We start from the raw sequence: 13,748 nt of genomic DNA, 5'->3' as shown, positions 1-13,748 counted from the left end.
AATAATATAATTTTATTAAATAGTCCTACTCATTCGTCTTTTTGTCCTCTCATCACTTTTCAGCCGACTTTATGGATTCCATCATTAAAAGCTTTGCTCGCACGGCACGGTCCGTGACCCGGTCCGTCGGGGTGGATATTGTTCGTTATCCGCACCTGGCCACTACGCTGCTCGACCAGCGGGGTCAGCTGATGCGCCACACCGGTATTGACCTGGTTTTCGACGTGGGCGCCAACATCGGCCAGTTTGGCGACGAGCTGCGCGAGCACGGCTACCAGGGTGAAATCCTTTCGTTTGAGCCCCAGATGGCCGCTTACCAGCAGCTACGCCAGGCTTCCGGCGCCGACCCCAAGTGGCACGCCTTCCACTACGCCTTCGGGGAGGTGCCCGGCACGACTACCATCAACCTGTCGCAGAACTCGCACAGCAGCTCCCTGCTGCCCATGATGGACAGCCACCTGGATTCGGCCCCGGAGTCGGCCTATGTTGGCAAGGAGGAAATCGAGGTGCGCACCCTCAACGACTTCTGGTACGAGTACGGCACCAAGTACGACGAGCGGACCATCATGCTGAAAATCGACGTGCAGGGCTTCGAGAAGTACGTGCTGGCCGGCGCCAGCAGCTTCCTGCCCCACGTTTCCCTGATTCAGCTGGAAATGTCGCTCATTGAGCTCTACAACGGGGAGATGCTCTACCACGAAATGATGGATTACCTGCACACGCTGGGCTTCGGCACGCTCCTGACCCTGATTCCGGGCCACAGCCACCCCGAAACCGGCCGGCTGCTGCAAGTAGATGGCGTCTTTGGCCGCTAAGAGCTTCGAACTACAGCCACCTGGCTACCCACAAAAAAGCCCGCCGGTAATTCCGGCGGGCTTTTTTGTGCTGGATGCTACGGCTTGCCTTGGCTGGCCAGGGTGGCTGGTGCCGGACCAATCGTCAGGTGCTGCTGCCGCACTTTAGCCAGCCAGCGGCCGTGCTCGTCCTGTTCGGTCTGGGGCGTAATGGGGTTGGGCAGGTGCTGGGTGTTCGTGATAATCTGGATGCCGTAGTCGCCCTCGTCCTGCCGGTTGGGGTAGGGGTTGTTACGGCCCCAGTGCACGTAGCCAATGGTGTTGTGGTCGGCCCGGAGCCGGACGAATTTAGCCTGCTTGTAGTAATTGAAAATAGCAATGCCCGTGTAGGCGGAGGGCAGTTTCGTCACGCCATCGGGCATGAGGCCAGCCATGACGATTCGGTTGTGGTGGTAGTAGATGTCGTGTCCGCCGGCAATGTTCATGGCCGAGTTGCAGGTGGCCACGAAGTGGTTGTTGTAGGCCTCGATGAAGCCCTGGGTGTTGGTCTGGTCGCCGTCGACGATCATGCCCGTGCCGGTGAACTCGGAGCCGGTGGCCGGGTAGGGGTAGGCGCCCTGCACGTAGTTGTCGTGCACGCGCATGGGGCTGCTCGCCGAGCCGCCGGAGTTGTAGAAGGCGATGATGTCGCCGACCAGCGAGTTGTTGGGCTCGTTGATGACCTGGTTCCAGGAGATGTCCACGCCTTGCAGGTTGCTGACCTTGTCCAGGCCGATGAAGTCGGCGAAGGTGCCCCCGCCGTTGCGGTAGCGCGCGTCGATGTTCTTGGCCTGGTTGTAGCGCACCGTCAGCGTCTGCGCCGCTGAGCCGTCGCCGTTCCAGCGGTGAATGCTGATGCCGGTGGTTTGCTCCATGTAGTTGTGCTCGATGCGCACCGATTTGGCGGAGCCGGCCACCAGGAATTTGCCCCGGGGCACCTGGTCCTGGGACGGCCGCAGGCCGTAGCCCCGGCAGTTGAGCACCGTGAGCTGGGCCCAGCCCTGGTCGGCCTGAATCAGGTTGCCGGCGCCTTCCAGCACGCAGTTTTGCAGCGTCACGGGCTCGGTAGTGGCGATGGTAATGCAGGGCACGGCCGAATCGGGGCTGCGGAACGTGCCCGAGTACACCCCGCCGCGCCGGATGGTCAGGGGCCCGGGCTCGGCCGGAAGCAGGGTGTGGGAGGGGCCCAGAAACACGGCCAGCCCCGCCAGCGGGGCCAGCCACAGCCAGCTGTAGATGGCCTGCCGTGGTACCGCCCGGCGGGCAATTACCCGATGCCGCGAAGAAGAGCTGTACCGGTAGAGGGGCATGGCAGGTAGAGAAGAAAATGACTTGGCAGCTGGCAATAGCACCCTATGACACCAGGCTGGGCTGCCACTGGGTGGTTTCCTGGTCTTCGAACACCACGAACTCGTCAAGCTCCGGAATGGGCTGATCGGGGCGGTGCAGGTGAAACAGCGGGGTTTCGCCGTAGAAAGATGCCCACATCGAATACGTGCTCAGCGGCCCGATAATGTAGTCGCAGCCGGCCATGGCGTAGAGGTCTTCGAGGGGGTGGCCGGTGGCGCGGCCGGTGTCGAAGGCGGCAAAGTCGGCGGCGGCAATGGGTTCGTTGGAAAACAGCAGGAAGCGCACCCGGGTGTGGGCCGGGAACCGGTCCTGCATCTGCTGCATGGCCCGGGCGTAGGTGGCGTTGTCGTAGAAGTAGGCCCCGCCGTACCAGTTGGCATAGTCGCCGCGGCGGATGTGCACGGCCACCAGCACGTCGGCCTGCTCCCGGTTGGCGGCCAGCACCTGCTCAATGGCGCGCTGGTAGCGGGCCACGGGCCGGAAGATGCGGCGCAGCAGGGGGCCATGCTTGGCGAAGTGCTTTTTGTCGCGGAACATCCAGCCGTGCACAAACACGTGGCCGTGCCGAGCCTGGGCCAGAAACTCGGGGTTGTTGAGGTCCTGGTCGGTGTCGTTCTCGTCGCCCCGGATCTGCACGCCCAGACTGCGCTGCAGCCACGGCAGGCGCTTGAGAATCCCGTAGCCCCAGCGCAGCTGTAAGGCGCGGAAAAGCAGCCGGCTCAGGCGGTCGGCGGGGGCGGGCTGCAGGCGCACGGGCAGGTGGCCGAAATCCGCGGTGGCCGTGCCTTCAAAGTACGGGGCCGAGGGGCCGAAGCTGGGAATCAGCAGCTCGTAGTCGTACTCGGCCGTGTTAGCAATAAAGTGGGACGTCAGCAGGAGCTGGTTGCCGAAGCCGTTGAAATCTTCCGTGAGGATAACCATAGAACGAGAGGCCCGGCCCGCCGCAGCGGGTTTCCAGCAAGGGCGCGCTGGGAGTGAGAGAATACGCCGCCAGGGGTCGGAATTAATGCAGGAAGTAGCCCACCAGCCGCCGGGCGTAGCCGTTGAGCAGGTAGTAGGGCAGGTAGCGGGGCGGACAGTTCTTGAAGGTGAAGTGGGTGAAGTTGCGCAGGTTGCCCCCGCCCCGGATGCCGAACAAATGCTGGAAATAGCCCCTGACGCTGCGGCGGCGGCGGGTTTGCTCCTGCCCGCTTTCCTCGGGGTAGGTGCTCAGGCGCGCGTCGTAGTTGCAGTACACCGGAAAGCCGTGCAGACGGGCCACGCTGGTGTAGTCGAAGTCGGCCAGGTAATGAGGCAGGCGTTTCTCATCAAACAGCCCGATTTTCTCGATTACCGCCAGCGGAATCAGCAGGCCCCGGCCGGGCAGGTAGGTTACTGGGTGCAGGCCGTGGTGGTCGGCCGCGTCGAGCTCGGCCAGCAGGTCGTGGCGGGTGTTGGTGCGCCAGTCGAGCCGCTCGCCGCCGTACACGGGCTGGCCCGTGGCCACGTCCAGCTCCAGGGAGCCCAGCACGGCGTTCGGGTGCTTTTCGGCCCAGAACAGCATGCGCTCCACGAAATCGGGCAGCACCAGCACGTCGTTGTTCATGGTCATGATGCGGGAGGCGCCCAGGGCCAGGGCCCGGCGGATGCCGGCATTCACGCCGGCCGTCCAGAACAGGTTGCCGTTGCCTTTCACCACCACTACTTCGGGAAACTCGTCGGCCAGCATCCGGTCGGTGCCGTCGGTCGAGCCATCATCGACCACGACCACGCGGAAGTCGGTGCGGGTTTGCCGGCGCAACGACTGCAGGCACTCACGGGTGTATTTCAGGCGGTTGAAAACGGGAATAACAATGTAGAGCATCGGAACGCAGAAGTTAGGGTGCTGAATAGACAGGAAAATGGTCGGCTACACCAGCGACTCGGCCGGCGCCGGCCGGACCGGGGCCAGGGGCTGGGGCCGGGCCGGCACGGCTGGCGGCGGCGTCGACCCGGCCGAGTTCCACCGCACCAGCCGCCGGATTTTGGCCAGCAGGCGGCCGGTCAGAAACTCGCGGAACCGCTGCCGGTCGCGCGGCCAGTGGCGGCGCACGGCGGCCGGGTGGCAGAGCGGAGTCGGCAGCACACCGGTGGCCACGGCGGCGAAGTCGTCGGCGGCATCGTGGGTGTGGGTGGCGTGCTGCCCAAAGCCAATGTTGCCAACCAGGTTGACGGCCGGCATGATGGCCAGGCCGTCGTGGGCCGCTACGGTGAAGTGCCACTGGTAGTCCCACACGTCGGGTGGGATGGCGGCCCCGCGCACGGCCGCAAACTGCCGCCGCCAGTAGCGCTCCTCCAGCCAGCTGCTGTAGTGGGGACGCAGCCGGCCCTGGGGTCCCAGCGCATCGAAACGGGCCATGTCGAAGTCGTAGAGCCGCCAGGCGCGCCGCCACGTGGCCCAGCCCCAGCTGTTTACCTGCCCCGAGAAGTAGTACGACTCAGCGCCGGGGGCCAGGGGCTGGCGGGCTTCGCTACCGAAGTTGTTGCCGCCGATGTGCAGCACGCGGGCCTCGTGGCGGTAGCGGGTCAGCAGCTCGGCGCAGAAGCGGAAGAAGTCGGGGCTGGGCACGCAGTCATCCTCCAGGATAATGCCCTCTTCTTCCTGGCTGAAAAACCAGGTGATGGCCGTAGCCGGCCCCACGCCGCAGTTCAGGTTGCGGGTCTGAAACAGCGTATGCACCTCGCAGGGCCAGTCGACGCGGGCGACTTCGGCCCGGGCGGCGGCGCAGGTGGCGGCATCGGTGGGGTGGCCGGGGCGGGGGCCGTCGGCGGCCAGGTAGAGGCGGGCCGGGCGGGCCCGGCGGATGGCGGCAAACACCTCCCGGGTGGTTTCGGCTCGGTTGAAGAGCAGCAACAGCACGGCGGGCGTGGCCGGGGCGGCAAAGGCGTCAAGGTCTGGCATGGGTGGCGTCCTTACAGAATGGCGCGGTAGATGTCGATGGTTTTCTGCAGGATGGCCTGCGGGTCGTGGCGCTCCTGGGCCACGGTCTGGGCCTGTTGGGCCAGGCGCTGGCGCAGGGCCGGGTCGTCGTGGAGGCGCAGCACCTCGGTGGCCAGGTTGCGCGGGTTCAGGTCGGTGAGAATCCCGGTCTGCTCGGTGTCAATCAGGGAGCTGACGCCGCCCACGTTGGAAGCAATGACGGGCAGGCCCGCCACCTGGGCCTCGCAGATGGTATTGGGACTGTTGTCGATGTAGGAGGGGTGGAGCAGGCACAGCGACTCGTGGCAGAGCCGGGCCAGCCCCTCCGACGACAAAAAGCCGTGGCACTCCACGTCCTGGGGCCGAATGTGCCGCAAGCCGGCCTGCTGCACCGCTTTCTGCACGTCGGCGGCCGTGACGCGGCCGGCGAAGGCCAGCTTCAGGTCGGGCTGCTGCTGGCGGGCCAGGTCGAAGGCGGCCAGGGTTTCGCGGAAGCCTTTCATGATCTGCTGGCCGCCGAGAAACAGCACCTGCGGGCGGCCGTTGGGCGCGGCCGGGGCGGGTGCGGCAAAAAACTCGGGCCGCAGCATTTCCCAGTTGTGGTGAATGGTGCCGCGCGGGTTCAGGCGGGCCACGTGCGACTTATCCCAGTGCGTGCGGCAGGAGAAATGGGGCATCTGGGGCATGTACTTGCACTCGTAGTAGCCGGCCAGCGTCCACAGAAACTTCAGCTTCGACACCGGGTTGGGCACCACCTTGGCGTATTCCGACACGAGGCCCTGCACTGAGAGCACCTGCGGAATGTCGAGGCCGGCCGTGGCCACCTGGTACTGCAGCTCCGAGCCGTGCACGTGAATCAGGTCGTACTCGTGGTAATGCTCGCGCATGTACTTGGCCATGATGGCGATGCGCCACTGGTAGAGCGACAGAATATCGGGGCGCCAGCCCGGCACGCGCAAATAGATAAAGTGGATGCCGTTGCTGTCGAACTCGTTGATGGGCTTTTTCAGGTCGCCGGCGAAGTTGAGAATCGTCAGCTCGACTTCCGGATGCTTGGCCACCAGATCGGCCAGGGTCATAATCCAGGGAACGGTGGAGGGGTGGGTTTCGTGGGGCGAGGGAAACGCGGCGAGCCAGAGGACTTTCATAGCACAGGAAGCTTGAGAGGAAAGCGGATAAGAGACCGGTAGACTTAGGCGGGAGAGGGCAGGGAAAGTGCTGGTTCGGGCTGGCTGACCGGGGCCGGGGGCGCGGTGCGGGCCGGGGCCGTCTGGTAGGAAATGGCCGCCAGCACCAGGCCCAGCAGCCCATAGATGTAGCTGGGCCAGTCGTAGGAAAACCCGAACAGGAAAAAGGTGCTGCTGAAGGCCAGCAGCGCGGCCAGCTCGGGCGAGATGGGCGTGAGCCGCAGCAAGGCTTTCAGCAGCGCCACGACGGGCACCACGATGACCAGGGCCAGCCCCAGCCAGCCGAAGTAAAACAGCCGGTCGAGGTAGAAGCTGTGGAAGTGGTGGCCGGTGAAATCGGGCCAGAGCTGGTCGCCGGCCTCGTCGTAGAGCTGAATGGGCACCTCAAAGCCTTCGAGGCGCCAGCCGGCCAGGGGCCGCTCATCCACCAGCGGAATGTAGGCCTCGTACTGGTGCATGCGGAAGCTGCCGGTGCCCTGGGTGGTGGGGTGCATCAGGTCGTCGAGGTTGGCGGCAAACTTGTTGACCACGTCGGGATTATCCAGAATGACGGCCAACCCGCTGCCGAGCCCTACCACCAGCGCCAGCGTGCCCAGCACCGTGAGGCGGCGGCCCATGTTGTGGGCCTGGGGCACGCGCAGGGCCAGCAGCCCCAGGTTCAGGGCAATGGCCAGGGCCGAGCAGATCCAGACCGTGCGGTGCTGCAGAAACACAATCAGGGCCAAGGCCAGCAGAAAGCTCAGGCCGCTGAGCATTTCGCCCCGGGTCAGGTACCAATTCAAACACAGCAGGGCCACGAGCAGCAGCAGATACGCCGAGTTCACGCCAAAGCCCCGCTCGGTTTCCAGAAAGGAGCCCAGACTCAGCGCATCCCGGTGAAACACGACCAAGCTCAGCAGCAGGGCCGGAAACAGCACCGCCACCAGCTGCCGGTAGGAGGGCGCGGGGTAGCGCCGGTAGTAGGCATACAGGCCAAAAAGCGGCAGCAACACGCTGAACTTGCTGAACACGTGCGGGTACTTGGCCCACACGCCCCAGCCCCCGTACGACTCCAGGCACAGCGCCCCGATGCAGGCCAGCACCGCCAGCAACCACCAGCGCACCAGGGGCTCCAACCGCCGGTAGTAAAGCAGCCCCAGCAGAACCGAGCCGCCGGCCAGCGCATACACGAACAGCAGCTCGGCCGGCCGCACTTCGTCGGTGCCGAACACAAACTCGCCCAACGCCCGGTCGGTGAGCAGGATGGCCAGCAGGGGCAGCAGGTAGAGAAAGCGCAGATTCAGTTTCATGGCGTAGAAAGCAAAAGGACCCGGCTGAATGCCCGAAAAGCCTAAGTAGTCAGAGACTTACTTTGGTCGGGCACGGGAAAGGCGAGCGGCCGGCTGGTGGCGGCCCGGCTGGAGGCGGCCTGGAAGTGGCGGAGCGCCTCGTGGTAGAAGCCCAGCGTGGCCTGCGTCATGCGCCGCACGTCGAAGTGCGCGGCTACGGCCGCCGCCTGCCGCTGCCGCAGCGCTTCCTGGTCCGGGGCCGAGCTCAGCAGCGCGTGCAGCCGTTCGGCCACCGCCTCAGCCGTAGCATCGGGCGGGAGCAGGGCTTCGGGCGTGGCGGCCAGCACCTCGGGCACCCCACCCACGGCAAAGGCCAGGGCCGGCACCCGGCAGGCCATAGCCTCGAGCAGCACCAGGGGGCAATTTTCCCGGGTTGCCACGTGCACGTACAGCGTGCTGGCCCGCAGCACCGGCGCCACCTGCTCGCACTGCCCCAGCAGCAGCACCACATCCTCCAGGTGATTGGCCGCAATCTGTTGGCGGAGCAGCGCCTCATCGGGACCATAACCCGCCAGCGCAATAAGAAAATCTTGGCGCAGAGTACGCAGGGCCCGGGCCACCCGCAGCAGAAACCGCTGATTTTTGCGCGGCTCCAGGTGGCCGATGTTCAGCAGCACCTGCCGGCCGCGGGCTAGCCGTAGCAGCGCGGCATCGGCGGGAGCCTGCGCAAAGGCCGTCAGGTCGATGCCGTTGTGAATGACGGTGTGCAGGGCCTGCGGGGCCAGCCAGAGCGCGGTGCGGCGGCGCACGTATTCCGAAACACCCAGGAAGTAGCGGGTCTGGGCCAGCAGATACGTGTGCCAGCGCAACACCTGGGCCGCCGGCCGGCCCGTCAGGCCGTATTGCAGCACCAGCTCCTCGCCGGGGTGGTCGTTGAAATGCCCGGTCACGACGACCGGCACCCGGCCGCCCAGGGCCCGGCGGGCCGCCACGCCGCTGCCCGCGTCGTGGGCGTGCACCAGGTCGTAGGGCTGGTGGGCGTCAATGCTCCAAAGCACGCGCAGGAAGTTGTCGGCCTCCATGGCCAGGGCCCGGCCCGTGGCGCCCAGCCGGTAAAAGCCGTGGCGCACGGCGGCCACCGCGTAGCGCCGCCACCCGCCCAGCGAGGCCGGCGTCACCACGTCCACGCGGTGCCCTTGCTGGCGGAGCAGGTCGGCCAGCTGCAAGTAGTGCACCCGCACCCCGGAGGGCGCGTCGGGCTGCATAAAAGACACAAGCAGAATGTTCACGGCTACAGCGGTGAAGAAGCGTTCTGAAACCCGGGCGCACTTTCCGGGCTACGGTCCAGGTAGCGGGTGTAGCGCGCCAGCAGCCGCCCGGCCGCTCCCGAGAGGTGCAGGCGGCTCAGGAAGGTGTGCATCTCGTGGCGCAGCAGGGGCAGGGGCAGGGCCAGCACCAGCGTGCCCAATACCAGGGCCCCGGCCAGAATCAGCAAGCCCAGGGTTATGGGGGCCGGCAGGTGCAGCGGCACCAGCAGCAGCCGCGTGCCAAACAGCGCGCCGCCCACGGCCACCGCGTGCCACACGCCCGGCAGGTAGCTGGCCAGCAGGCGGGCGTAGCTCAGGCCCAGATCCTGGTGCATCAGCAGCATAAACAGCCCCATCCGGATAAACTCGTTCAGCAGCAGCGCCCCGGCGAAACCCAGCAGGCCGTAGCCGCGCAGCAGCCAGAACATGGCCACTAGGGTAATGAGCGTGGCAACGTTGACGACAATCTTCTTGTTGAGCTGGGCCCGGGCGTCGCACATCACGCCGGCAAACATCGTCACCAGACTCATCGACACCGGCAGGCTCATCATGCGCAGCACCGGTACCGAGGCATCCCAGCCCGGCCCGAGCAAGGAGCGCACCAGCTCGGGCGCGGCCACGGCCATGCCCGCACTCAGGGGCAGCACCACGGCCGCTACCAGCGTGATGCTGGCCAGGTACACGGCCCGCAGCTTGGGCAGGTTGGTTTGCAGCTGGCTGAAAGCCGGGAAGATAACCTTGGAAACGCTGGTCGTAATCAGGTAGAGCGGCAGGCTGATGAGCATGTAGGCCCGGTTGTAGATACCCAGCAGGGCCGCCCCCAGCACCCGCCCGATGACCATCGTATCGAGCGAGCTGGTGATAAACTCCAGAAAGCTGGTAAAGGAAATCCGGCCGCCGTAGGACAGCAGGGGGCGGTACCGCTCCCAGTTGAAGTAAAACCGTACGTTGTGCCGGGTTATGGCGTAGGACATCACGCCCAGAATCAGGCCCTGGCTCAGGCTGGCCCACACCAGGCTCCACACGCCGAAGCCCCGCCAGGCCAGGCCCACGCCCACCACGCCGTAGGCCAGCACGTAGGTAATGATATCCATGATGGCCAGCGTGCGAAACTCCATGCGGCGGCGCAGCAGGCTCATGCTCGTGGCAATAACGCCCGCCACAAACGTGCCCAGGGCCATTACCCGCACCAGCTGCACCACTTCGGGCTGCTCAAATATGTACCGGGTCAGGGGGGCGCCCAGCACCATCGTGCCCGCAAACAGCGCGCCCAGCACCGTGGAAGAGGTAAAAGCCGCCCGGATGTCTTCGTCGCTGAGCTCGGGCTTCTGAATCAGGGCCTGGGCCATGCCCATCTGGGCAAAATAGCCGCCGAAGCGCAGCACCACGCCCGCCAGCGCCACCAGCCCGAAGGCCGCCGGCGGCAGCAGCCGCGCCATAATAGCGGTGTAGCCAATCTGCATAACCGACGTGACGATGGTCGCCGCCGTCGTCCAGGTCATGCTGTGCAGCGTGGTAGTAGTCAGGTTTTTGGGGGCAGACATAAGGCTAAAGCAAAAGGCGGAAAGAAGAATGGCGGCGCCCTAGTGGCCGTAGGCGTAGGCCTTTTCCTTGTAGCGGTACTCGTAGGTCTTGGTGAAGTGCATGTCGTTGATGACGATGTAGATCTGCTTGACTTTCTTCTGCTGGTGCAGCTCGTCGATCTGGCTCACCAGGCCCTTGTCGGTGTAGTTCTGGCGCACCACGTAGATGTTAGCTTCCAGGTGGCGCAGCAGCACGAAGAACTCGGCCACGTAGCCCACCGGCGGCGTATCGACCAGCACGTAGTCGTACTCGGCGCGCAGTAGGCTGAGCAGGTTGTCCATGCGCTCCGTCTCCAGCAGCTCGGTCGGGTTCGATGGAATCGGGCCGCAGCAGATGACGTCCAGGTTGCGCACGCCGCTGGGCTGCACGGCCTCGGCCAGGGTGCTGTTGCCGATGAGGTAGGAGCTCAGGCCGTGCTCGTCGTGGGCTTCCAGGCCAAAGTAGCTGGCCACGGTGGGGCGGCGCAGGTCGCACTCGAGCAGCAGCACGCGCCGGCCGCTCTGGGCCAGCTCGGCCGCCAGGTTCACCGCGCAGAACGTCTTGCCCTCGCCCGGCACCGACGAGGTAACGCCGATAACCTTCTTGTCGAGGCCGGCCGAGAGGTACTGCAGGTTCACCCGAATCGAGCGGAACGACTCGGCAATGGGGCCTTTGGGGTCGCGCAACATGCTTTCCTTGTCGGCCCGGCTGCCGTGGGCCACCACGCCCAGCATCGGAATGCCGGTGATGCGGGCCAGGTCTTCCTTGCTCTGAATGCGGCGGTTGGCCTTGTCCAGCACCAGCGTCAGGGCGAAGGGCACGCCCAGGCCGGCCAGCACGGCAATCAGGGCCACCAGGCCCGGCTTGGGCGCCGAGGGCAGGCCCCCGCTCATCTTGGCGTTGTCGACCACCTTCTTATCGGTGGCGTTGGTGGCCAGGGCAATGGCGGCCTCCGAGCGTTTCTCCACCAGGAAGTTGTAGTTCTTGTCGTTGAAGTCGCTCTTGTTCTTGAGCGAAGCCAGCTGCCGCTCGTTCTCCGGCATGGCGCTGATGGTGCCCCGAACCTGGCTCAACTGCTGATCCAGGTCGCGCAGGGTGATGTCGGTGGCGCGCATCATGTTGGTCAGCGTCTGCATCAACGACTGTTTGGCCGTCAGAATCCGCTCGTCCAGGACCGTCACCAGGGGGTTGGTGCTGCTGGCATTCACGCCCAGGGCCGCCCGCTGGCTGTTCAGGTCGGTGAGCTGCATAATCAGGTTGTTGACCACCGGGTCTTCGATGCCCACGCTGCTGGGCGAGGCCATCTGGGTGGCGCCCTGGTGGGCGCGCAGGTAAGCCAGCATGTTCTGGTAGTACTTGCGGTTGGTGGCCGCCCGGGCCCGCATCATGCCCAGGTCGCTGAGCTGGCGGATGCCCTCGTTGGACTGCGCCCCCACGTCGACCACGCCCCGGGCGGCCCGGAACGAGCTGAGCGCCGCCGCCGAGTGCCGCAGCGAGTCGGCCAGCTTGTCGATTTCCTTGTCCAGAAATTCCACCGTCTTGTAGCCCGTAATGTTCTTTTCCCGCAGGTCGTCTTCGATGTACACGGCCATGAGCGTGTCCAGAAACTGGGTGGCTTTGGTGGGCACTACGTCCTTCAGCGTCAGCTCCACGATGCGCGACTCGTGCTCGATGGGCCGCACGGCCAGGTTGCCCTGGTAGGTGCCCGTGAGGCTGTTCAAGTCGTTCATCGTGAAGAAGTACCGCTCGTTGGCGGTGCCGGCCGGGTAGCCGGGCTCGGCCTGCACCACGGCCGTGAGCAGGGGCGAGCGAAGCGTATCGCCGGCGGCTACGGTCTGGTCCAGGTCCACGTCAAGCAACTCCCGGATCATCTCGCCGCTGTAGAGGTTGTGCAGGGTGCCGCGCTTGGCGTGGGCCCGCACCCGGAACCGGCCGTCGGACTGGGGCTCTACGGCAATGTGCACGCCGGTGAGCTGGGGCGCTTTCGGGTCGGGGATGATGCGGAAGGGCACCGCGCCGGCGGGCCGCTCGCGCACCTGTAGCTCCCGGAGCGAGTTCAGCCAAGTGTTGGGCACGGCATAGTACGACACGGTGAAGGGCAGGCGGCTGAGGGCCCGGTGCACCACGTCGGTGGAGCTGAGCAGCCCGATTTCGTCTTCCATCTTCATGCCTTTCTCCTTTACTTCCAGAATCTGGAGCAGCTCCTGGGCCCGCTTGGAACCCGAGCCCTGGTTGCCCAGCAGCATCGAGGCCCGGAAGTCGTAGACCGGCGCTTTCACCTGCAGATACAGAAAGGCCAGCGTTCCGGCCAGCAGTAGGCATACCGCAAACAGCGGCCAGCGCTTGCGCAACCGGAAAAACAGCTCGTGCAGGTCAATTTCGTCGGCGGGAGAAGTAACGCGTTGTTCCATGCTGCAGGTGTTTTAAAAAGGGGAGGGCCAGGACTGGAAGAGAGCGGCTAGAAGATTTTCAGGTAGCTAAAAAGCAGGACCAACGCCGAGATGCCCCCGAACACGATGCCCAGGTTGTTGGCGTTGCCCCGGTTGACGCGCGCCGGCAGCGGCTCCACGTAGAGCGCGTCGTTGGGCAGCAGGTAGAAGTAAGGCGACTTGAGCAGGTTGGGGTCGGTGAGGTCGAGCAGCACCACGTCCGAGCCGGTGGCCGTCTGCCGGATCAGCTTCACGTTCTGGCGGTTGCCGAACTCGGTCAGGTCGCCGGCCAGGCCCAGGCCTTCGAGCAGGGTAGCCTGGGAGTTATAGATGAAGTAGCGGCCCGGGTTGCGCACCTCGCCCAGCACCGTAATCTTGAAGCTGAGCAGCTTGACCAGCACGTTGGCGTCGCGCACGAACTTGCCGACCTGCTGCTGAATGAGCACCTGGGCCTCGTCCAGAGTCAGGCCCTGCACTTTCACCTTATTGACGGTGGGCAGATTAATGAAGCCCGCGGCATCTACGGAGTAGCCGGTCAGAAACAGCGTGCTGGGGTCACCCGAAAACACGGTCCGGGTGTCGGAGATATTGAAAATCTCGTTCAGGTTGGTTTGCACGCTCTGCACCCGGATGCTGAGCACGTCGCTGGGCTGAATCCGGTAGTCCTGGCGGGCATTCGGCACGCTGACCGGGGCCGTGGTCGAGTACTCTTTGCTTTGCAGATACGGTATCTTTTGCTGGGCTACGCAGCCGCTGAGCCACCATAGAATTGCGAACAGACCGAAGCGGATGCGGGTGGTAACGGAGAGCGTGGGCATACGGAAGCAGCTAGAGACCAGAGAAAGCCGCTTCATTTCACCAACTGGAAAAAGC

General features: G+C 65.1%; 11 protein-coding genes. 1 reads left to right on the top strand and 10 read right to left on the bottom strand.

Translation table 11 applies throughout. The features are described 5' to 3' along the window. The first annotated feature begins 71 nt into the window (after positions 1-71). The gene (locus E5K00_RS07820; protein ID WP_135462676.1) at positions 72-815 is read left to right on the top strand and encodes an FkbM family methyltransferase; all 744 of its coding nucleotides are present in this window, start codon (positions 72-74) and stop codon (positions 813-815) included. Positions 816-892: 77 nt separating this feature from the next. Here E5K00_RS07820 and E5K00_RS07815 read toward each other — a convergent pair whose 3' ends face one another. The 10 genes from E5K00_RS07815 to E5K00_RS07770 form a co-directional block, all read right to left on the bottom strand. Next, the gene (locus tag E5K00_RS07815) at positions 893-2,143 is read right to left on the bottom strand and encodes a hypothetical protein (protein ID WP_135462675.1); all 1,251 of its coding nucleotides are present in this window, start codon (positions 2,141-2,143) and stop codon (positions 893-895) included. Between the two features lie 43 nt (positions 2,144-2,186). After that, positions 2,187-3,104 carry an alpha-1,2-fucosyltransferase gene (locus E5K00_RS07810; RefSeq protein WP_135462674.1) on the bottom strand — a complete coding sequence of 306 codons (918 nt, stop codon included), beginning with the start codon at positions 3,102-3,104 and terminating at the stop codon, positions 2,187-2,189. 82 nt (positions 3,105-3,186) lie between these two features. Then, positions 3,187-4,026 (bottom strand): glycosyltransferase family 2 protein, encoded by an 840-nt coding sequence (locus E5K00_RS07805; protein WP_135462673.1) that lies wholly within the window; start codon positions 4,024-4,026, stop codon positions 3,187-3,189. A 45-nt stretch (positions 4,027-4,071) separates the two neighbouring features. Further along, positions 4,072-5,103, bottom strand: coding sequence for a nucleotide-diphospho-sugar transferase (locus E5K00_RS07800; protein WP_135462672.1), 1,032 nt, complete (start codon positions 5,101-5,103; stop codon positions 4,072-4,074). A gap of 11 nt (positions 5,104-5,114) precedes the next feature. Continuing rightward, complete coding sequence (locus tag E5K00_RS07795) at positions 5,115-6,269, bottom strand: glycosyltransferase family 4 protein (RefSeq protein ID WP_135462671.1); 1,155 nt, start codon at positions 6,267-6,269, stop codon at positions 5,115-5,117. Positions 6,270-6,313: 44 nt separating this feature from the next. Then, positions 6,314-7,597, bottom strand: a complete 1,284-nt coding sequence (locus tag E5K00_RS07790) for an O-antigen ligase family protein (protein ID WP_135462670.1) — start codon at positions 7,595-7,597, stop codon at positions 6,314-6,316. A 41-nt stretch (positions 7,598-7,638) separates the two neighbouring features. Beyond that, complete coding sequence (locus E5K00_RS07785) at positions 7,639-8,865, bottom strand: glycosyltransferase family 4 protein (protein ID WP_135462669.1); 1,227 nt, start codon at positions 8,863-8,865, stop codon at positions 7,639-7,641. Between the two features lie 2 nt (positions 8,866-8,867). Next, positions 8,868-10,427, bottom strand: a complete 1,560-nt coding sequence (locus E5K00_RS07780; RefSeq protein WP_135462668.1) for a lipopolysaccharide biosynthesis protein — start codon at positions 10,425-10,427, stop codon at positions 8,868-8,870. Between the two features lie 39 nt (positions 10,428-10,466). Continuing rightward, positions 10,467-12,857: a polysaccharide biosynthesis tyrosine autokinase gene (locus E5K00_RS07775; protein WP_135462667.1), complete on the bottom strand. Its 2,391-nt coding sequence runs from the start codon at positions 12,855-12,857 to the stop codon at positions 10,467-10,469. Positions 12,858-12,904: 47 nt separating this feature from the next. Continuing rightward, a complete protein-coding gene (locus E5K00_RS07770; protein WP_135462666.1) occupies positions 12,905-13,693 on the bottom strand; it encodes a polysaccharide biosynthesis/export family protein in 789 nt (262 codons plus the stop codon). Between the last annotated feature and the right edge of the window lie 55 nt (positions 13,694-13,748).

This window comes from Hymenobacter aquaticus, from assembly GCF_004765605.1.
Classification (GTDB): Bacteria; Bacteroidota; Bacteroidia; order Cytophagales; family Hymenobacteraceae; genus Hymenobacter; species Hymenobacter aquaticus.
Note: the sequence above shows the minus strand (reverse complement) of the source record. Positions and strands in the feature narration are given on the sequence as shown.